Here is a 20,296-nt window from a genome sequence, read left to right as displayed (position 1 = left end):
GCGGTCGACCGATCGGCTTTCAAATCGCGGGTGATTCGCCATCCGTATCGGGAAGCGGACGATTCATGCTTGCTGCGGCACGACCGCGCCCGCTGTCGGGGCCAATCTCCAGGCCATTGATGCCGGCGGCACGCGCGCACCAGACCTTCCCTTTCGGAGCAGGCTCTTCTGACCCTCCCTCCGGCCACACCAGGAGGTGAGCGCGACGATCTGGATGAGGGCCCGGCATGCCAACCCATGCGCCCGGAAAAGGGGACGGGGCGAGCCAAGGCTCGCCCCGGTCGCTGCCGCTGGGCCGGAGGCGGGGCGCGCGCAAACGCGCGCCCCGGCCGGGATCAGGCGTAGCGTTTCGCCATGGCGGCCAGCGACAGCGGACGGATCCTGTCGGCCTGGCCGGTGGTGCCGAAGGCTTCGAACCGATCCTTGCAGACCTGGCTCATCATCGCCATCGCGGGTTTCAGGTATTTGCGCGGGTCGAACTCGGCCGGATCTTCCGAGAAGACCTTGCGGATCGCCGCCGTCATCGCCAGCCGGTTGTCGGTGTCGATATTGACCTTGCGCACGCCCGACTTGATGCCGCGCTGGATCTCTTCGACCGGCACGCCCCAGGTCGGCTTGATGTCGCCGCCATGGTTGTTGATGATCTGTTGCAGATCCTCGGGCACCGAGGACGAGCCATGCATCACCAGATGGGTGTTGGGCAGGCGGCGGTGGATCTCTTCGATCACATGCATGGCCAGGATGTCGCCATCGGGCTTGCGGGTGAACTTGTAGGCGCCGTGGCTGGTGCCCATGGCGATGGCCAGCGCGTCGACATTGGTGTCGCCGACGAAGCGCACGGCCTCGTCTGGATCGGTCAGAAGCTGGTCGTGGCTAAGCTGCCCGGTCGCGCCATGGCCGTCCTCCTGGTCGCCCATGCCGGTTTCCAGACTGCCCAGAACGCCCAGCTCGCCCTCGACCGAGACGCCGCAGGCATGGGCCATCTCGACCACCTTGGCGGTCACGTCGCGGTTATAGGCGTAATCCGCGGGCGTGGTGCCGTCGGCCTTCAGGCTGCCATCCATCATCACGCTGGTGAAGCCATTCTGGATCGCGGTGGCGCAGGTCGCAAGCCCGTTGCCGTGGTCCAGATGCATGCAAAGCGGAATCTCGGGGAACGCCTTGGCGAAGCCCTGGATCAGGCCGGCCAGCACCAGGTCGTTGGCATAGGCGCGCGCGCCCCGGCTGGCTTGCAGGATCACCGGCGAATTGGTCGCCTGCGCGGCGGTCATGATCGCCAGACCCTGCTCCATGTTGTTGATGTTGAAGGCGGGAACCGCGTAACCGTTCTCGGCCGCGTGGTCCAGAAGCTGGCGCAGGGTAATCATGGCCATGGGGCGTTATCCTTTGCTGTGAAGATAGGAGAGGATGGTCTCGACCTCGTCCCTGGCACCGAAGATCAGGGGCGACATGTCATGGGGCGCCGAGGGGCGGCGTTGCAGGATGGGCTGCGTGCCGTCCGAGGCCAGGCCGCCCGCCTGCTCGACCACGAAGGCGATGGGGACGCATTCGTAAAGCAGCCGCAGGCGCCCGTTCTCGAAGCCCGGCCGACTGTCGCCGGGATAAAGGAAGGCGCCGCCGGTCAGCAGGATGCGGTGCAGATCACCCACGGCGGCGCCCAGCCAGCGCATGTTGAAGCTGCGCCCGCGCGGGCCGTCGCGGCCCAGCCGCAGATCCTCGACCCAGGCTTGCAGGCCCGGCGGCCAGTTGCGTTCGTTCGAGGCGTTGTAGGCCATGATCGAGGCCGTGGGCTTCAAGACGACATTCTCGCGCACCATGCGGAACTCGCCCGCCTCGGCGTCCCAGCCCGCGATATGGGTGCCGTCGCCCAGCGACCAGCAGAAATCCATCGAATGCCCGAACGAGGCATAGCCCGCCGCCACCACGGATTCGCCCGTGCGCAGGAACCCTTCGGGCGCGGCCGGCATGATCGAGAACAGCATCCCCAGCGGCGCGCCGATGCCGATGCTGCCCGAACCGTCGATGGGGTCCATCGCCACGTCCCAGGCACCCTCGGGATTCAGTTCGATGACCGCCTCGGCCTCCTCGGACAGGACCAGCCGGACGCCGGCGCGGCGCAGCACCTCGATCATGTGGTGATGCGCGCCCACATCCAGCGCCTTCTGCCGGTCGCCGCTGTCGTTCACTCCGACGATCTCGGTCGGATCGCCGTGCAGGCGTCCCGCCGCCAGACGCTCGGCCAGCGGCGGCTGCGCCTCGGCGATGGCGCGGACGATGGCGGCGGGGCCGTCGCCGGTCAGGACCTGCGACAGCAGGCGGCCCGTCGCGGGGCCGTCATTGGGCAGTTTCAACATGGGTCACACCTTGCCATATTTCGCATCGACCTGGTCGATGGCGCAGACATTGCCGGCCGAGCGGCCGTTCGGATCGAAATTCATCGTCTGGGCCAGCCAGGCATCGGCGATGGCCTTGGCCAGTTCGCTGCCGATGACGCGGGCGCCCATGGTGATGATCTGGGCGTCGTTCGACAGGGCCGCGCGCTCGGCGGAATAGGTGTCATGGGTCAGCGCGGCGCGGATCCCCGGCACCTTGTTCGCCGCGATGCAGACGCCGATGCCGGTGCCGCAGACCAGGATGGCGCGGTCGTATCTGCCCGCCAGAACCTCGGAGGCCACACGATCCGAGAGATTGGCATAGAACGCGTCCGGCCCCGCCTCGGTGCGCGAAATCTCGGCCACCTCGTGCCTGTCCTTCAGATGCTCGGCCAGGGTCTTGGCCAGACCCTCGCCCGCGCTGTCGCCTGCGATCGCCAGTCTCATTTCTCGTCTCCGATGGTTGCGGCGCAGCGCGCCAGAATGTCCAGATAACCCTCGACCTTCCAGGCGGAACGGCCGATGAAAAGCCCGTCCACATGCGGGCAGGCGATCAGTTCCTCGCAATTGCCCGGATTGACCGAGCCGCCGTAAAGGCAGGGCACGCGGCGGCCCAGCACGTCCCGCGCGACCGCGATGATCTCGGCCTGGCGCGCATCGGCATAATCCGAGGTCGCGGGAATGCCGTCGACGCCGATGGCCCAGACCGGCTCATAGGCCAGAAGGATCGGCGCATCGCTGCCCGCCGCGCCCGCCAGCGCGCCGCGCACCTGGGTTTCCAGCACCTGCCGCGCGCGGCCCGCCTCGCGCTCGGCCAGGGTCTCGCCGATGCAGATCAGCGGGATCAGGCCGTGGCGAAGGGCGGCGGCGGTCTTCAGGCCCACGGTCTCGTCCGTCTCGCCGAAATGGGCGCGCCGTTCGGAATGGCCCAGTTCCACGATGTCGAGGTTGCAGTCGCGCAGCATGACGGGGCTGATCTCGCCGGTCCAGGCGCCCTCGTCCTCCCAATGCATGTTCTGCGCGCCGACCTTGACGGAACTGTTGGCCAGGATCTCCTTGACCTCGCGCGCGGAGGTGAAGGGCGGGATCACGAAACGCTGGATGCGCGGATCGCGCGTGCCCTCGGAGGCGGCCAGGGCATTGGCAAAGCCCTGCGCCTCGGCCAGGGTCTTGTTCATCTTCCAACTGGTGCCGATCCAGAAATCCGTCATATGTCAGTCCTTGGCTATGGTCAGGGGCAGCCCTGCCGCCTCGATCGCGGCGCGGTCGGGACCCGGCGGGGCGGCATCGGTGATGATGGCGTCGAACTCGGCCAGGTCGGCCAGCGTGTGCAGCGCCGAGCGGCCGAAACGATTGTGGTTGACCAGCAGCACCGCGCGATCCGCCGCCGCGATCATCGCGCGCTTGGCGCGCACGGCGGCATCGTCCATGTGAAACGCGCGCAGGCCCGCCACCGCGGGGGTCGAGACAAAGGCCAGGTCGGCCCGCAGCCGCGTCAGCGCATCTTCGGTCACGGTGCCGAAAAAGCCGTTGAACTTGGCGCTGAACATGCCCCCCAGCGCGATCAGCGCGATCCGGGGCGCGGATTTCAGCGCCTCGATCACGGCGGCATTGTTGGTGATCACGGTCAGCGGCGCCGTTTCGGCAAGCCGCGCGCCCAAAAGCGCCGCCATCGAGCCGTCATTGATCATCACCGTCATCCCCGGCTCGACCAGGTCCAGCGCCGCGCGGGCCATGCGGCCCTTGGCCTCGGCATCCTGAAGCGCGCGGATGCGGAAATCGCTTTCGAACTGGGTGCCGGCCTCGACCGTGGCGCCGCCGCGCACCTTGCGCAGCAGTCCCGCCTGCTCAAGGTCGTCAAGGTCGCGGTGGATGGTCATCTTCGAGACGGCGAAACGCTCGGCCAGCGCGTCAAGCTCGACCGCGCGGGCCTGGGCCAAAAGCCCCATGATCGCCTGTCTGCGCTCGTCCCGTTTCACCAGTCGGCCCTCTCCCATGCGCCGGTTGTAACATTCCCCCGCAAATTCGCAACATCATTCTTGTGAGATTGTGACCGGCCATTGTTATGATTGTTGTTATCGCTGACAGGGCGGGTTATGCAGCAGCAAAACCGGAGGAACCCATGCCCCTAGATTCGCCCAAAGACCCGAAGATCGCCGAAAAGGCCGCGCTTGATCCGCAGAATTTCGCGCTGGCGAACTGTATCCGCGCATTGTCGTTCGACGCGGTGAACGCCGCCAATTCCGGCCATCCGGGCGCGCCGATGGGCATGGCGGACGCGGCCGCCGTGCTTTTCTCCAAGCATCTGAAATTTGACGCGAAAAACCCAGACTGGCCGGATCGCGACCGCTTCGTGCTGTCGAACGGCCATGCCTCGATGCTGCTTTACAGCCTGCTGCACCTGACCGGCTATGAGGATATGACCCTCGATCAGGTCAAGAACTTCCGCCAATGGGGCGCGATCACGGCGGGCCATCCCGAATACGGCCATGCCAAGGGGATCGAGACCACGACCGGCCCGCTGGGCCAGGGCCTGGCCACCGCCGTCGGCATGGCGCTGGCCGAAAGGCGCCTGGCCGCCGAATTCGGCGACGATCTGGTCGATCATCACACCTATGTCATGCTGGGCGACGGCTGCCTGCAAGAGGGCATCGGCCAGGAAGCCGCCAGCCTTGCCGGCCATCTGGGCCTGGGCAAGATGATCGTGCTTTACGACGACAACTCGATCACCATCGACGGCCCGACCTCGGTGTCCTTCTCCGAGGACGTGCCGGCGCGCTTCCGGGCCCTGGGCTGGCATGTGCAGTCCTGCGACGGCCATGACGGCCAGGCGCTGGACGCGGCGATCGCGGCGGCAAAGGCCGAAACCGGCAAGCCCTCGCTGATCGCGATGAAGACGATCATCGGCTTCGGCTCGCCCAACAAGGCCGGCACCTATGCGGTCCACGGCTCGCCCCTGGGCAAGGATGAGGCCGCGCTGACCCGCGAAGCCATCGGCTGGTCCTCGGAACCCTTCGTGATCCCCGATGCGCTGGCGGCGGAATGGCACGCCATCGGCACGCGCGGCGCCAAGACCCGCGAAGCCTGGGAAGCGCGCCTGGCCGGCAAGCCCCAGCAGACCCGCGCCGAATTCACCCGCCGCCTGTCGGGCGCCCTGCCCGAGGGCTATGACGCCGCCGTCAAGGCCGCGCGCGACACGCTGTTCGCCGCGCCCAAGAAGGCCGCGACCCGCAAGGCCAGCCAGATGGCGCTGGAACCGCTGACCGCCGCCCTGCCCGAGATGATCGGGGGCTCGGCCGACCTGACCGGCTCGAACCTGACCCGCGTGAAGGCGGTGGACAGCCAATACACGCGCGAGGCGCCGGGCCGCTATATCGGCTATGGCGTGCGCGAATTCGGCATGGCGGCCGCGATGAACGGCATCAACCTGCATGGCGGCTTCATCGCCTATGGCGGCACCTTCCTGGTCTTCTCGGACTATGCCAGGAACGCCATCCGCCTGTCGGCGCTGATGGGGGTCGGCACGATCTATGTCATGACCCATGACAGCATCGGCCTGGGCGAAGACGGCCCGACCCACCAGCCGGTCGAGCATCTGGCCAGCCTGCGCGCCATTCCCGGCCTGACCGTCCTGCGCCCCGCCGACACGGTGGAAACGCTGGAAGCCTGGGACATCGCCATCCGCAACCGGCATGTGCCCTCGCTGCTGGCCCTGTCACGCCAGGACGTGCCGCAGCTGCGCCTGGACGCGGGTGACGAGAACCTGACCGCCAGGGGCGCCTATGTGATCCGCCAGTTCGGCGAAGGCCGCGACGCCACGATCATCGCCACCGGCACCGAGGTCACCATCGCCGTCGACGCGGCCGAAAAGCTGCACGCGGACGGGCTGAACGTCGCCGTGGTCTCGATGCCGTCCTGGGAACTGTTCGACGCCCAGCCCGAGGCGTATCGCAAGGAAACCCTGGGCGACGCGCCCCGCATCGCCATCGAGGCGGCGGGCAAGTTCGGCTGGACCCGCTATGTCGCCAGCGAGGATGACGTGATCGGCATGACCGGCTTCGGCGCCTCGGCCCCCATCGACCGGCTTTACGCCGAATTCGGCATCACCGCCGAGGCCGCCGCCGCCCGCGTCAAGGTGCTGACCGGCAAGTAACGCGAAACGGGGTCCGGGGGCTTGTCTTTCCCCCGGACCTCCTTCAAAAAGCAGGCGTTCTCGGGGCGGGGTGCGATTCCCCACCGGCGGTTACAGCCCGCGAGCGCCTCTGTCTTGGCAGGGGGTCAGCAGATCCGGTGAAATTCCGGGGCCGACAGTCACAGTCTGGATGAAAGAGAATGGGATCGGTCATGGCGCGCCATGATCGGGCCTGCGATCGCCTTGGGGCCATTCTGCGATCAGGAAAGGTTCCGCATATGACCAATACCCTCAATATCGCCTTCATCAAGGCCCGCTGGCACGCCGATATCGTGGACCGGGCGCTGGAAGGCTTCCAGGCCGAGATGGATCAGACCACCACGGCCTGCAACATCACCGCCTTCGACGTGCCCGGCGCCTTCGAGATGCCGCTGCTGGCCAAGAAGCTGGGCCAGTCGGGCAAATACGACGCCATCGTCGCGGCCGCCCTGGTGGTGGATGGCGGCATCTATCGCCATGATTTCGTGGCCCAGGCCGTGGTCTCGGGGCTGATGCAGGCGCAGATGGAAACGGGCGTGCCGACATTCTCGGTCAGCCTGACGCCGCATCACTTCCACGCCAGCGACGAACATCACGGCTTCTATCGCGACCATTTCGTCAAGAAGGGCGCCGAGGCGGCCCATGCCGTCCGCGCCGTCGCCGCGCTGGACCTGTAAACCCTTCGCCCCCGCTGCTCGCGACGGGGGCAAGATCCGTGTGATCACATTCGCTTTTGCAGGCACGGTTCCGCCGAATGCACCCATCGTCGGCAAAGCGCATGGACGTTGCGGCGCTGGCAGGGTAGTCAGTCCAGAACCCGGAGACGCGGCCCCCCGCGCGCCCCATAACTTCGAGCAGAGACGTGGCACAACAGAACCGCAGCAGCGCGACGCCGGTCGCGACGGTCAAGCCCATCCAGATGCGCGGGCGGTTCTTCACCGCCGTCGCCCTGCATCTGGCGGGCCGCCCCGATCAGGGCTTCTTCGACGCGCTGGACGCCAAGCTGCGCCAGACCCCGCTGTTCTTCGAGAACGCGCCCCTGGTGATCGACCTGGAACAGGCCCAGGGCCTGGACGGCGCCGGCGATCTGCAAGCCCTGGCCGAGGCGCTGCGGGCGCGCAAGCTTTCCGTCTTCGGCATCCAGAACGGCACGCCCGAGATCGCCGCCGCCGCCCCCGCCGCCGGCCTGGTCGTGATGCCGGGCGGGCGCAATGTCCCGCTTGAGCGGGTGGACCGCGAACGCCGCCAGGCCGCCGTCGCCGCCGCAGTCACGCAGGCCCAGTCCGAACCGCCCGAGCCGCCCGCGCCCGCCTCCAAGCTGATCACCCAGCCGGTGCGCTCGGGGCAGACGGTCTTCGCCGACCGGGGCGATCTCGTCGTCATCGGCTCGGTCAGTTCCGGCGCCGAGGTCATCGCGACCGGCAACGTCCATATCTACGGCCGGCTGCGGGGCCGCGCGCTGGCGGGTGTGAACGGCGACACCTCGGCCCGCATCTTCTGCCACGCGCTCGATGCGGAATTGCTGGCCATCGCCGGGCTTTACACCACCAGCGAAAGTCTGGCGGCGGATACGCCCAGGGAATATGTGCAGGTCTTCCTGGAAGGGGAGAAGCTGCGCGTCGAAAGCCTCAAATAGAAAAAGGATAGGTTTCGTGAGCAAGGTCATCGTAGTCACATCCGGCAAGGGCGGCGTCGGCAAGACCACGTCCTCGGCGGCCATCAGCGCAGGGCTGGCGATGCGCGGGCACAAGACCGTCGTCATCGACTTCGACGTGGGCCTGCGCAACCTCGACATGATCATGGGTTGCGAACGCCGGGTGGTCTTCGACTTCATCAACGTCATCCAGGGCGATTCCAAGCTGAAGCAGGCGCTGATCAAGGACCGGCGGCTGGAAAACCTGTATGTGCTGCCGACATCGCAGACCCGCGACAAGGACGCGCTGACGAAAGAGGGCGTCAAGAAGGTCCTGGACGAACTGCGCGAGGAATTCGACTATATCGTCTGCGACAGCCCCGCCGGGATCGAGCGCGGCGCCCATCTGGCGATGTATTACGCCGATGAGGCCGTCGTGGTGACGAACCCCGAAGTCTCGTCCGTGCGCGACAGCGACCGGGTGCTGGGGCTGCTGAACTCCAAGACCTTCCTGGCCGAAAAGGGCGATGGCAGCGCGGTCAAGTCGCAGCTTCTGCTGACCCGCTTCGATCCCACCCGCTCGGCCAAGGGCGAGATGATGAGCGTGCAGGACGTGCTGGAAATCCTGGCGATCCCGCTTCTGGGCATCATCCCCGAAAGCACCTCGGTGCTGAAGGCGTCGAACGAGGGCACGCCGGTCATCATGGATGAGAACTCGGCCGCCGCCAAAGCCTATACCGACGCGGTCGGCCGCCTGGTCGGCGAACAGATCGAGATGCGCGTGAACGGCGGCGAACAGCGGCGCGGGTTCTTCTCGCGGCTGCTGGGGCGGACGGCCTGACCATGTTCGGTTTCTCTTTCCGCCAGAAAAAGCCCGCCTCGGCCCAGACCGCCAAGGAACGCCTGCAAATCATGCTGGCGCATGAAAAGGTCGGGAATTCCGTCAGCCCGGATTTCCTGCCACTGCTGCAACGCGACATCCTTGAGGTGGTGCGCCGCCATCTGGAAATCGGCATCGATGATGTCGAGGTCAAGATGGAGCGCAGCGACGACCTGTCCAGCCTTGAAATCAATATCGAACTGCCGGGCACCGAAAAGCTGAAGGTCCGCCAGATCTGATCCCGCATAAGGGATGCGAAAAGGCCCGGAGAACGCTCCGGGCCTTTTTCCGTTTTCAGCGAACCCCGCCGGTCAGGCCCCGGACAAGCCGGGGCCTTCGCGGATCAGAAGTCCATCTTCACGCCCAGCGTGATCGTGCGGCCCGACGCGTAAAGCGGATCGATGTCGCGCGCCAGCACGCCGCCCCGCACCACATCGCGCTCGCCATAGCTGGAACGCTCGTAATAGGCGCGGTCGAAGACGTTATCGATGCCCAGATGGACCACGACATTCTCATAGTTCGCGGGGCGCCACTCGCCGTAAAGGTTCAGCACGGTATACGAGCTTTCGTCGTAGAAACCGGCCTCGGCCAGATCGTCGCCGTCCAGCTTGCCGGCCCATTCGACCGAGCCGCCGACCTTCAGGTTGTATTGCGCGATCTCTTGATCGACGAACAGCGTCGCGACCTTGCCGACCGGGACGGCGGCGCCGCCGGCGGGCAGGGCATCGATGCCGCCCTGGCTGACATCGGCCTTGGTGAAGCTGCCGCCCACCCGGCCCGAACCCCAGCTATAGGCGCCTTGAAGCGTGAAGCCCTTGCTGCGGTATTCATCGACATTGCCCAGGTAATAGGGCTCTTCATCAAAGATGAACTCGCCCATGTTCTTCAACCGGGTGTCGAAGAAGGTCAGGTTGCCGGTCCAGTTGCCCTGGTTGGCGTTCAGGCCCAGCTTGATGTTGCGCGCCGTCGAAGGCTCGAAATCGCTGGCGGTGTAAAGGTCCGAGGTCCGCGCGTGCAGCAGCGCGTATTCGCCGAACTTATAGCCCAGCCAGGTATGCGATGCCCCCGCGAACACCTCGTAGCCCTGGGCGAACTCATACGAGATCGTGCCGTTGACGCTGGCGCCGGTATCGCTGTGACGCTCGCCGTTCCAGTCGGTGAAACGGTGGTGATCGACGCGGGCGCCGGTGGACAGGTCGATGCCATTGTCGAATTCGAACCGGCCCTGCACGAAGGCGCCGATCTGCATCGTCTCCATGGTCCAGTAACGGCGGTCGGTATCGCCGTAATTGTCCACGTCATAATCGTTATAGGCCCAGTCGATGCCCGAGGTGATCTTGCCCGGACCCAGCGTATAGGTGTTCTTGATCACCCCGCCGATGGTGCGGTTCTTCAGCTTCATATCGCCGTTGGTCGCGTCCACCGCATAGTCGGGACGGTCGTATTTGTTCTCGGTCAGATAAAGCATCGCCTCGGGATCCCAGGCGTCGCTCGGCGAGGTCAGGCTGTATTTCAGGCTGATCGAATCACGCGTGACCTTCAGCGGATAGACCAGCTTGTCCGCGTTCAGGTCCATGTTCATCTTGATGGTGCGGTCGCCATCGTCCTCGCTGTGGTCCAGCGCCAGTTCCAGGCGGCGACCCTCGATCTCATAGCCCAGCTTGACCAGCGCACCCTTGTTGCCCGGCTCGGTGCCCACGACCTCGTAGCCGTCGCCGTTCTTGTAGTTCTTGCCATGGGTGCCATGCACCATGGCGAACCAGTCGAAGCCGCCATAGACGCCGTAACCCGCCAGCGAGCCGGACCAGCCGCGCCCGTTCGTGCCATAGGACAGGCCGACCCGGCCGCCATGGGTCTTGCCATCGGCCAGCAGATCCTTCGCGCCCACGGTTTCGTAATGCACCGCGCCGGCGGCGGCGCCGAAACCGGAATCGGCGGCGGCGGCGCCCGCCTCGACCTCGACCGATTTCAGGAAGGCGGGATCGATCACGTTCGAGCCGGTATGGTGCCAGCTCGTCGGACCCTGCGGCACGCCGTCCACGGTCACGGCCAGGTTCGACTGCTCAAGTCCGAAGACATGGATACGCTTGGCCGGACCCGCCCCGCCCGAAACCGAGATGGCGCTGTCGCGGGCGAAAAGCTCGGACACATCGGCAGGCTGAAGCGCGTCTATATCCTCGGCGGTGACGCTGACGCCGCCGGTCGCCTCGACCTTTTCCTGGCCATCGGCGATCAGCGTGATCTGGTCCAGAACCACCGGCGCCGCGACCCCCTCAGCAGCTTCCTGCGCCGACAGCGCCGAGCCGAGCGCAAGCGCGGAAACGCCTGTCAGAGCGAAAATAAATCGAGTTTTCATACAGATTGACCCTCATACACTGAAATCGGCGCCGGGTATAATAGTCGGTTCAGAATGATCAACTTTTTTTGTCAGAAATCCACGGCAGGCGCCGATACCCCTTCGCCACGTTGCAAAAAAGCCACGGCCGCCGTTCCATGACCCCGAAATCACGGCCCGCTCAGCCCGCCAGCGGAAAGCGCAGCCCCGCCACCAGCCCGCGCCCCCCCGCGCCCGAGGCCAGCTCAAGCTCGGCCCCGAAAAGCCGCGCGATCTCGTCGACCACGGGCAGGCCAAGGCCCATGCCGGGGCCGGGTGTCGGGCCGCGCGCGAAACGGCCATAGGCGGCGGCGCGGGCCTCGGGGGGGATGCCCGGCCCGTCATCCTCGACCTCGATCAGCGCGGCGCCGGGAAGCGCCAGGACGCGCACCGTGACCTCGGTGCCCTGCCCGGTATGCAGCACCGCGTTCGAGATCAGGTTGCGAAGCGCCTCGCCCAGCAGCAGCGGCTCGGCCCGGACCGGCAATTCCGCCGCCGTTCCGGGGCCAAGCTCGAAGCCCAGGTCTATCCCGGCCTCGGCGGCGGCGGGGATCTGCTCGGCGGTCAGGTCGCGGGCGAAGCCGACCAGATCCATCGGCGCGCCGACCCGACCCGCCGCCGCGTCCACCTTGGCCAGCAGCAGAAGCTGGGCCAGGATGCGCTCGGCATGGGCGACGGCGGCATCGCCCTTATGCGCCGCCGCCTGCGCCTCGGCCAGGGTCGAGGCGCGCGCGGCCAGCGCCAGTTGCGTGCGCACCACCGCCAGCGGCGTGCGAAGCTGGTGCCCGGCATTGCCGGTAAAGTTGCGCAGCCCGTCCAGCGCCGATTTCAGCCGCGTCATGAATGAATTGATCGTGCCGACCAGGCCCCGGACCTCGCTGGGGACGCGGGTTTCGACCGGACCCAGATCGTCGGGGCTGCGGGTGGCGATGGCCTCGCCCAGCCGGTAAAGCGGGCGCAGCGACAGCGTGACGGCGATGCCCACGATCAGCGCCGCGCCCAGCATCATCAGCCCCAGCCGCAGCGCCGAGCGCATCAGGATCGTCCGCGTCAACTGCTCGCGCGCGGTGGTCGTCTCGGCCACGGTGACGACAAAGGGCACCTCGTCGATCCCGGTCGAGGCGGCCCGCGCCAGGCTTGCCACCCGCACCGGCTCGCCGCGAAAGAAGCCGTCGGAAAAGACCGGACCGCCCCCCTGCCGCGCCGGGGCCAGCGGCAGGTCGCCATAGCCCGTGACCAGCCGCCCCGGCGGGCCGTCGACGCGGTAAAAGACCCGGTCCTCGGCCGCCGAGCTCAGCATTTCCAGCGCGCCATAGGGGATCTCGATGGCGATGCGCCCATGCTCGTCCAGCGAGGCGCGCTCGGCGATGACCAGGGCCGAACCGGCCAGCACCCGGTCGGCCAGCGCGGTCGCCATGTGCTTGGCCTCGCGCCAGGTGTCCAGCAACGCCAGCGCGCCGAAAACCGCCGTCGCGACCAGCAGCCAGGCCAGAAGCCGCCGCCGGATCGACGAGGGGCGGCCGAGGCCGATCACGCTTCGGTCCGGTCCAGGAAATAGCCGATGCCGCGCGCGGTCCGCACCGTCAGCCCGGCGGGGGCCAGGCGCTTGCGCAGGCGGCTGACATATTGCTCGATCGCATTGGCGGACAGGTCGTCCTCAAGGCTGGTCAGCGATTGCACGATCGCCTCGCGCGCGACGACCTTGCCGGCGCGGGTGATCAGCAGTTCAAGCAGGCCGCGTTCGCGCGCGGGCAGGTCCAGAAGCTGCCCCAAGACCGAGAAGCTGCGGCTGTTCTGGTCGAAATCCAGCGCCCCGAAGCTGACCGTCGCCGTCCGCAGCCCCGCCTGGCGCCGCAGAAGCGAACGGATGCGGGCCTCGAACTCGCCGATGTCGAAGGGCTTGATCAGATAGTCGTCCGCGCCCAGGTCCAGGCCCCGCACGCGTTCCTCGGGGGCGCCGCGCGCGGTCAGGATCATCACCGCCGCCGGGTTGCGGCGCGAGCGCATGGCCCGCAGCACCTCAAGCCCGTCCATCTGCGGCAGGTTCAGGTCCAGGATCACCAGATCAAAGCTTTCCGCCGCCGCCAGCGCCTCGGCCGAGGCGCCGTCATGGACCAGATCCACCGCATAGCCCGATTGCCGCAGCAGTTGCGCCAGCCCCTCGGCCAGCGAAAGATTGTCCTCGACCAGCAGAATGCGCAAATCTCTCTCCCCCTCCCCGACAGGCTAACCGCTGGCGGGGCGCTTGTGAACGGGCCTCGGCTGGGGCAATCATCGGATATGCGGCCCTTGATCCCTCTTTTCACCCTGCTGGCACTGGCACTGGCGCTTGCGCTGGCCCTGGCGCCGCCCGCCCAGGCGCGGGTGACGCTCTTTCCCGCGCCGGGCGGGACCGAGACGGGCAGGATGACGGTCTATTCCTCGCTGGACGACGATCTGGCCCGGCCCCTGGTGCTGGCGTTCCAGGCCCGCCATCCCGGCATCGGCGTGCATTACGAAAACCTGCTGACCGGCGCGCTGCACGACCGGATCCTGTCCGAAAGCGCCACCGGGCGCACGGCGGATTTCGCCTTTTCCTCGGCCATGGACCTTCAGATCAAGCTGGCGAATGACGGCTATGCCCGGCCCGTGGTCACGCCCGCGACGCCCGGCTGGCCGGACTGGGCGAACTGGCGCGACAGCGTCTATGCGCTGACCTTCGAGCCGGCGGTCTTCGCCTATCACAAGCCCAGCTTCGCGGACGCGCCGCCGCCCTCGACGCGGGCCGAGCTTATGGACTGGATGGCCCGGCACCCGGACCAGGCGCGCGGGCGGATCGGCACCTATGACATCGCGCGCTCGGGCGTGGGCTATCTGTTCATGGCCCGCGACCAGGAACTTTACCCCGACATCTGGTCGGTGCTGGCGGCGATGGGCCGGCTGGACCTGCGAACCTTCGCCACCACCGGCGATCTGCTGACGCGGATCGCGGACGGACGGCTGGCCCTGGGCTATAACCTGCTGGGCTCTTATGCGGCGGAATGGGCGCGGCGCGATCCCGATCTGGGGGTGATCCTGCCCCGCGACTTCACCGTGGTCGTGTCGCGCGTGGGCCTGGTGCCGGACAAGGCCGCCGACCCCCAGCTTGGCGCCCAGCTTCTGGCCTTTCTGATGTCGGACGAAGGCCAGCGCCTGCTGGCCCATACGCTGCGGCTTTCGGCGGTCGGCCTGGAGGTCGCGGGCCAGCAGGGCATGGCCGGCGGGATGGAGGATCTCAAGGGTCTGCGCCTGCGCCCGGTGCCGGTCAGCCCCGGCCTTCTGGCCTATCTGGACCAGGCCACGCGGACCCGGCTGCTGGCGCGCTGGCACCGCGCGATCCGCCCCGAGGCGCCGCCGCGCTGAAGCCGCCGCGCTGAAAGCGCGACCCGATCACGGATATGTCAGGTCCATGACAGGTTCCTGTGGTGAAAGGCTGGCACGGTTGCACGCGCCGCGCGCGGCCAAGGAGGAATGCCCGCGCTTTGGGAGAGGCGGGGGCCATAGCCACGAAAAAGACATAGCGCGACCGGACGGCACCCACCGGACCGGCGCCAGCGGAGGAAATGTCATGAAGCATCTCGTTCTCGCCAGCCTGTTCGCGGGCGCCATGGCGCTGCCCGCCATGGCCGATTACACCATCATCGCGCCCGCCAATCCGGGCGGCGGCTGGGACCAGACCGCCCGCACCATGCAGACCGTCCTGCAAGAGGAAGGCATCTCGAAATCGGTCCAGGTCCAGAACGTGCCCGGCGCCGGCGGCACCATCGGGCTGGCGCAGTTCTCCAGCCAGAACAAGGGCAACCCCGACGCGCTGATCGTCGGCGGCTATGTCATGGTCGGCGCCATCCTGACCAACAAGGCGCCCGTGTCGCTGAAGGACGTGACCCCCATCGCCCGGCTGACCGGCGAATACGAGGCCATCGTGGTCCCCGCCGCGTCCGACATCCAGGACGTGGCCGGGCTGGTCGCCAAGCTCAAGGAAAATCCCGGCTCGGTCAGCTGGGCCGGCGGCTCGGCGGGCGGCACCGACCATATCGCGGCCGGCATGATCGCCAAGGCGGCGGGCGTCGATCCGACCAAGATCAACTACATCGCCTATTCCGGCGGCGGCGAGGCGCTGGCCGCGATCCTGGGCAACCAGGTGACGGCGGGCATCAGTTCGCTGGGCGAATTCGAATCCCAGATCAAGGCCGGCACGCTGCGGCTTCTGGCCATGTCCTCGCCCGAGCGGATCGAGGGCGTGGACGCGCCGACCCTGAAAGAGGCGGGGCTGGACGTGGAATTGCAGAACTGGCGCATGGTCGCCGCCGGCCCCGGCCTGTCGGACGAACAGAAGGCCAAGATCAACGCCGATATCGAAAAGATGGTGAAATCCGAAGCCTGGCAAAAGCAGCTTGCCGACAAGGGCTGGATGGACACCTATCTGGCCGGTCCCGCGTTCGATGCCCAGCTTGAACAGGACACCGCCGCCACCGAAGCCATCCTCAAGGACATCGGTCTGGTCAAATGAGCGAGATCGACCGTGAACCCAAGCGCCGCCCCGATCTGGCGGCGCTGATCATCGCGGTGGGGCTGGCGCTGATCGCGGGCGTGATGCTGTGGGACAGCGCGCGCCTGACCGATCTGGGCGGCTATTCCGGGGTCAGCCCCGCCACCATTCCCCGCGTCGTGGCCTGGTGCCTTCTGGGCCTTGCCGCCTGGACCGCGCTTGAGGCCCTGCGCGGCGACTTCCCCGAGCGTCCGGCCCAGAACCCGCAGCCGGTCCTCTGGATCATCGGCGGCCTCGCGCTGCAACTGATGACGCTGCACGCGGCCGGCTTCTCGATCGCGACGGGGCTGCTTTTCGCCGCCACCGCGCGGGCCTTCGGCAAAAGGAACCTGGCGCTGAACCTGGCCATCGGCATCACCGTCTCGTTCTTCGTCTGGGCCGTCTTCTCGCAGCTTCTGATGCTGCACCTTCCGGCGGGACCGCTGGAAAAACTGATCTTTCCGGGGGGCTAAGCCATGGGTGCCTTTGAATTCCTGCTTCAGGGCCTCGCCACGGCGGCCGAACCGGCGATGCTGCTTTACGCCCTGATCGGCGTGACGCTGGGCACCGCCGTGGGCGTGCTGCCGGGGATCGGCCCGGCGCTGACCGTGGCGCTGCTGCTGCCGGTGACCTACCGGCTGGACGCGGCCGGCTCGCTGATCATGTTCGCGGGCATCTATTACGGCGGCATGTATGGCGGCTCGACCACCTCGATCCTGCTGAACACACCCGGCGAAAGCGCCTCGATCATCACCGCGCTCGAAGGCAACAAGATGGCCCGCAAGGGGCGCGGCGGACCCGCGCTGGCCACGGCCGCCATCGGCTCTTTCGTGGCGGGGCTGATCGCGACGCTGCTTCTGGCCTTTCTGGCGCCCACCATCGTCAAGGTGGCGCTGGTCTTCGGTCCGCGCGAATATTTCGCGCTGATGGTGCTGGCCTTCGTCACCGTTTCGGCGGCCTTCGGCGATTCGGCGCTGCGGGGGCTGACCTCGCTGTTTCTGGGCCTGGCGCTGGCCTGCGTCGGCATCGACCAGTTGACCGGGCAGACGCGGCTTTCCTTCGGGGTGCCGGACCTGCTGGACGGGATCGAGGTCACGACCATGGCCGTCGCCATGTTCGCCCTGGGCGAGGCGCTGTTCATCGCCGGCCAGCGCGTCCAGCACCAGGACGAGGTTACCGCCGTCAAAGGCTCGGTCTGGATGTCGCGCGAGGATTGGAAACGCTCGTGGAAGCCCTGGCTGCGCGGCACCGCCCTGGGCTTTCCCATCGGCGCCATGCCGGCCGGCGGGGCCGAGATCGGCACCTTCCTGTCCTACGCGACCGAGAAGAAGCTAAGCAAGCACCCCGAGGAATTCGGCAACGGCGCCATCGAGGGCGTGGCCGGACCCGAGGCCGCCAACAACGCCTCGGCCGCCGGGACGCTGGTGCCGCTTCTGACGCTGGGCCTGCCCACCTCGGCCACGGCGGCGATCATGCTGGCGGGCTTCCAGCAATTCGGGCTGCAACCGGGGCCGCTGCTTTTCGCCACCAATCCCACGCTGGTCTGGGGGCTGATCGCCAGCCTGCTGATCGCGAACTTCATGCTGCTGGTCTTGAACCTGCCGCTGATCGGGCTGTGGGTGAAACTGCTCTCGGTGCCGAAACCCTGGCTTTACGCGGGCATCCTGCTGTTCGCGACGCTGGGCACCATCGGCGCCAACCCCTCGGTGTTCGAACTTGGGATGCTGCTGGCCTTCGGCGTGCTGGGCTATGTGATGCGGCTTTTCGGTTATCCGATCGCGCCCATCGTCGTCGGCCTGATCCTGGGTCCGATGGCTGAACAGCAGTTGCGCCGCGCGCTGTCGATCAGCCAGGGCGACTGGCTCTATATGGTGCAATCGCCCATCGCCGGCACGCTTCTGACCATCGCCGCGCTGGCGCTGATCGTGCCGCTGATCCTGCGCGCCAGGGGCCGGGGCCAGGTGCTGTCGCAACTGGGCGGGGACGAGGACTGATCCACCACATGAAAGCCAACCGGCCCGGAGCGCACCCGCCTCCGGGCCGGTTCCGTTTCGGGACCGCCCATGCGGCCGCCGCACCAGATCGGGCGCAAGATCGGGCGCAAAATCGGGCCATGTCCTGCGCGCATGGCCGCCCTACCCTGATGCTGCATTGCAGAAAGATCCGGCGGCGCCCATCTTTGCCGGTATCGAAGCAATCGATCCAGACAGGCAAGCATCATGACCGCTTTTCGTTTCCTCCGTTCGGCCTTCGGCACTTTCCGCGCCGCGATCCATGCGGCGGCTGCGGTGAAGACCCACCGCAGCCCCGCCGCGCGCGACCTGAAGACACTGGGCATCCCGCAGGACGCCTTCCGCGCGATCCAGCTCTAGGCCCAATTCCGGGCCCGCCCCCCGCCCCCCGCGACCGCGAAGGCCCAGGCCGGGCCTTTGCGCATCACGCCCGGACCAAAGCCTGCACGCTCTGCCAGCCGATCTTGCGCCCACCCGAAGCCGGCTCATCGCAGCCCGGATCCTCGCGGGCGGTGTCGATGCACAGCCGCCATTCCCCCTCGGGCAAGGCGAATTCGGCGTCGTCGCCCGCGTTCAGCACGATCAGCAGGTCCGGCGCGCCCGGATGCCGGCGCAGCATCCCGAACAGGCGCAACCCGGCATCCCGCCAGTCCGCCTCCTTCATCTCGCCCCCGCGCGGATGCAGCCAGCGGACGCGGGGCATATCGCCTCCGACCTCGACCCCGACCCCAACGGCGAAATCCGCGACCGAAAGCCCCTGCCCCGCGCGAAACCCGGCCAGCGCCGCGACCGCCTCCCGGATCCCCGGACGCACCTTGCCCCAGTCGATCCAGGATATCTCGTTGTCCTGGCAATAGGCGTTGTTGTTGCCCCGCTGGGAATGGCCCAGCTCGTCCCCGGCCAGGATCATCGGCACCCCCTGGCTCAGCAGCATGGTCGCCAGCATGGCGCGGACGCGGCGGATACGCGCCTCCAGGATGGCGGGATCGTCGCTTGGCCCCTCGGCGCCCATATTGTCGCTCAGGTTGTGGCCGCTGCCGTCGCGGCCATCCTCGCCATTGGCCTCGTTGTGCTTGTCGTTATAGCTTACGCAGTCCCACAGGGTGAAACCGTCATGCGCGGCGACGAAGTTCACGCTGGTCGTCGCCGGGCGGTGGCTATGGTCGAACTGCACCGGAGAGCCGCCCAGCCGTTCCGACATCGCCCCCACCAGCCCCGGATCGCGGCGCCAGAATCCGCGCGTGTCGTCGCGGAACTTGTCGTTCCATTCGCGGAAGGGCCAGGGATAGCCGCCCACCTGATAGCCGCCCTCGCCGATGTCCCATGGCTCGGCGATCAGCTTGATGCCGTTCAGCACCGGATCCTGCCGGATCGCGTTGAAGAAGCTGCCGTCGCGCTCGAACCCATGCGCCTCGCGCCCCAGGGTCGAGGCCAGGTCGAAGCGATAGCCGTCCACATGCATCACCTCGACCCAATAGCGCAGGCTGTCCATGACCATCCGCAGCACCATCGGATGGGCCACGTTCAGCGTGTTCCCGGTCCCGGTGGTGTCGAAACTATGGCGCGGATTCTCGGGCGACAGAAGATAATAGCTCGCATTGTCGATACCCCGGAACGAAAGCGTCGGCCCCATCTCGTTGCCCTCGCAGGTATGGTTGAACACCACGTCCAGGATCACCTCGATCCCGGCCTCGTGGAAACGCCGCACGGCCCGCTTGACCTCGCGGATCTGGCCGCTGTGCAGGTAAGGCCGGTGCGGCGCGAAAAAGCCCAGCGTCGAATAGCCCCAATAATTCGAAAGGCCCTTTTCCCCCAGATAGCGGTCATTGGCGAAGGCATGGACCGGCAGAAGCTCGATGGCCGAGACGCCAAGCGACTTCAGATGCGCGATCACCGCATCGCTCGCCAGCCCCCGGAAGGTGCCGCGCAGATGCGCGGGCACATCGGGATGCAGTTGCGTCAAGCCCTTCACATGCGCCTCATAGATCAGGCTTTTCTGCCAGGGATGGCGCAGGGCGCTGTCCGCGTCCCAGTCGAAAGCCGGGTCCGCCACGGCGGCCTTCGGCATGAAAGGCGCGCTGTCGCGTTGATCGAAGCTCAGATCGTTTTCGCCCACATGATAGCCATGCAGCGCATCGTCCCAGCGGATCGTGCCGCGCAATTCGCGCGCATAGGGGTCCAGCAGCAGCTTGTTGGGGTTGAAGCGATGCCCCTGTTCGGGCGCGTAGGGACCGTGGACGCGATAGCCATAGACCTGGCCCGGCCGCACGCCGGGCAGATAGCCGAACCAGATGCCGCCCTCCATGGC

Annotated in this window: 19 protein-coding genes and 1 riboswitch; of the genes, 10 read left to right on the top strand and 9 right to left on the bottom strand. The window is 67.2% G+C overall.

Going from position 1 to position 20,296, the window contains the following annotated elements:
• Positions 1-335 precede the first annotated feature (335 nt).
• Genes fba through QM682_RS04485 form a run of 5 tightly spaced genes read right to left on the bottom strand, consistent with a single transcriptional unit; the run spans position 336 to position 4,351 of the window.
• Positions 336-1,373, bottom strand: a complete 1,038-nt coding sequence (gene fba / locus QM682_RS04505; RefSeq protein WP_415127536.1) for a class II fructose-bisphosphate aldolase — start codon at positions 1,371-1,373, stop codon at positions 336-338.
• Between the two features lie 6 nt (positions 1,374-1,379).
• The gene (locus QM682_RS04500; RefSeq protein WP_415127534.1) at positions 1,380-2,354 is read right to left on the bottom strand and encodes a class 1 fructose-bisphosphatase; all 975 of its coding nucleotides are present in this window, start codon (positions 2,352-2,354) and stop codon (positions 1,380-1,382) included.
• A gap of 3 nt (positions 2,355-2,357) precedes the next feature.
• Positions 2,358-2,819, bottom strand: a complete 462-nt coding sequence (locus QM682_RS04495; protein ID WP_415127532.1) for an RpiB/LacA/LacB family sugar-phosphate isomerase — start codon at positions 2,817-2,819, stop codon at positions 2,358-2,360.
• Entirely contained in the window at positions 2,816-3,583 is a 768-nt protein-coding gene (locus QM682_RS04490) for a triose-phosphate isomerase (RefSeq protein WP_415127530.1), read from the bottom strand. The genes QM682_RS04495 and QM682_RS04490 overlap by 4 nt, the downstream gene beginning before the upstream one ends.
• A gap of 3 nt (positions 3,584-3,586) precedes the next feature.
• Positions 3,587-4,351, bottom strand: a complete 765-nt coding sequence (locus tag QM682_RS04485; RefSeq protein WP_415127528.1) for a DeoR/GlpR family DNA-binding transcription regulator — start codon at positions 4,349-4,351, stop codon at positions 3,587-3,589.
• A 143-nt stretch (positions 4,352-4,494) separates the two neighbouring features.
• Between QM682_RS04485 and tkt the strand changes: the two genes are divergently transcribed.
• The 5 genes from tkt to minE all read left to right on the top strand — a co-directional run bounded on the left by tkt (position 4,495) and on the right by minE (position 9,295).
• Complete coding sequence (gene tkt, locus QM682_RS04480) at positions 4,495-6,525, top strand: transketolase (protein WP_415127526.1); 2,031 nt, start codon at positions 4,495-4,497, stop codon at positions 6,523-6,525.
• A 52-nt stretch (positions 6,526-6,577) separates the two neighbouring features.
• A riboswitch (FMN riboswitch) is annotated at positions 6,578-6,710 on the top strand.
• A gap of 72 nt (positions 6,711-6,782) precedes the next feature.
• The gene (locus tag QM682_RS04475; RefSeq protein ID WP_415127524.1) at positions 6,783-7,220 is read left to right on the top strand and encodes a 6,7-dimethyl-8-ribityllumazine synthase; all 438 of its coding nucleotides are present in this window, start codon (positions 6,783-6,785) and stop codon (positions 7,218-7,220) included.
• Between the two features lie 185 nt (positions 7,221-7,405).
• Entirely contained in the window at positions 7,406-8,179 is a 774-nt protein-coding gene (minC, locus tag QM682_RS04470; protein WP_415127522.1) for a septum site-determining protein MinC, read from the top strand.
• Between the two features lie 16 nt (positions 8,180-8,195).
• Positions 8,196-9,017, top strand: a complete 822-nt coding sequence (minD, locus tag QM682_RS04465; protein ID WP_415127520.1) for a septum site-determining protein MinD — start codon at positions 8,196-8,198, stop codon at positions 9,015-9,017.
• Positions 9,018-9,019: 2 nt separating this feature from the next.
• Positions 9,020-9,295, top strand: coding sequence for a cell division topological specificity factor MinE (gene minE, locus QM682_RS04460; protein WP_415127518.1), 276 nt, complete (start codon positions 9,020-9,022; stop codon positions 9,293-9,295).
• Between the two features lie 104 nt (positions 9,296-9,399).
• On the opposite strand, the gene QM682_RS04455 is transcribed toward minE, so the two are convergent.
• The 3 genes from QM682_RS04455 to QM682_RS04445 all read right to left on the bottom strand — a co-directional run bounded on the left by QM682_RS04455 (position 9,400) and on the right by QM682_RS04445 (position 13,632).
• On the bottom strand, positions 9,400-11,412 hold the full coding sequence (locus QM682_RS04455) for a TonB-dependent receptor domain-containing protein (RefSeq protein ID WP_415127516.1): 2,013 nt from the start codon (positions 11,410-11,412) through the stop codon (positions 9,400-9,402).
• Positions 11,413-11,572: 160 nt separating this feature from the next.
• Entirely contained in the window at positions 11,573-12,964 is a 1,392-nt protein-coding gene (locus QM682_RS04450; protein ID WP_415127514.1) for a sensor histidine kinase, read from the bottom strand.
• Positions 12,961-13,632: a response regulator transcription factor gene (locus tag QM682_RS04445; protein ID WP_415127512.1), complete on the bottom strand. Its 672-nt coding sequence runs from the start codon at positions 13,630-13,632 to the stop codon at positions 12,961-12,963. The genes QM682_RS04450 and QM682_RS04445 overlap by 4 nt, the downstream gene beginning before the upstream one ends.
• Positions 13,633-13,719: 87 nt before the next feature.
• On the opposite strand from QM682_RS04445, the gene QM682_RS04440 reads away from it, so the two are divergent.
• From QM682_RS04440 to QM682_RS04420, 5 genes are all read left to right on the top strand, one after another.
• Positions 13,720-14,811, top strand: coding sequence for an ABC transporter substrate-binding protein (locus QM682_RS04440; RefSeq protein ID WP_415127510.1), 1,092 nt, complete (start codon positions 13,720-13,722; stop codon positions 14,809-14,811).
• Positions 14,812-15,016: 205 nt separating this feature from the next.
• The gene (locus QM682_RS04435; protein ID WP_415127508.1) at positions 15,017-15,958 is read left to right on the top strand and encodes a Bug family tripartite tricarboxylate transporter substrate binding protein; all 942 of its coding nucleotides are present in this window, start codon (positions 15,017-15,019) and stop codon (positions 15,956-15,958) included.
• A complete protein-coding gene (locus QM682_RS04430; protein WP_415127506.1) occupies positions 15,955-16,449 on the top strand; it encodes a tripartite tricarboxylate transporter TctB family protein in 495 nt (164 codons plus the stop codon). Before QM682_RS04435 ends, QM682_RS04430 begins: the two co-directional genes overlap by 4 nt.
• 3 nt (positions 16,450-16,452) lie before the next feature.
• The gene (locus QM682_RS04425) at positions 16,453-17,970 is read left to right on the top strand and encodes a tripartite tricarboxylate transporter permease (RefSeq protein ID WP_415127504.1); all 1,518 of its coding nucleotides are present in this window, start codon (positions 16,453-16,455) and stop codon (positions 17,968-17,970) included.
• Positions 17,971-18,195: 225 nt separating this feature from the next.
• Entirely contained in the window at positions 18,196-18,348 is a 153-nt protein-coding gene (locus tag QM682_RS04420) for a hypothetical protein (protein ID WP_415127502.1), read from the top strand.
• Positions 18,349-18,412: 64 nt separating this feature from the next.
• Here QM682_RS04420 and glgX read toward each other — a convergent pair.
• On the bottom strand, positions 18,413-20,296 hold a 1,884-nt coding region (glgX, locus tag QM682_RS04415; RefSeq protein WP_415127500.1), incomplete at its 5' end, for a glycogen debranching protein GlgX.

The organism is Paracoccus sp. (in: a-proteobacteria), from assembly GCF_047605025.1.
GTDB lineage: Bacteria > Pseudomonadota > Alphaproteobacteria > Rhodobacterales > Rhodobacteraceae > Paracoccus.
The sequence above is the reverse complement of the archived record's forward strand: the minus strand, read 5'-3'. Positions and strand labels throughout refer to the sequence as shown.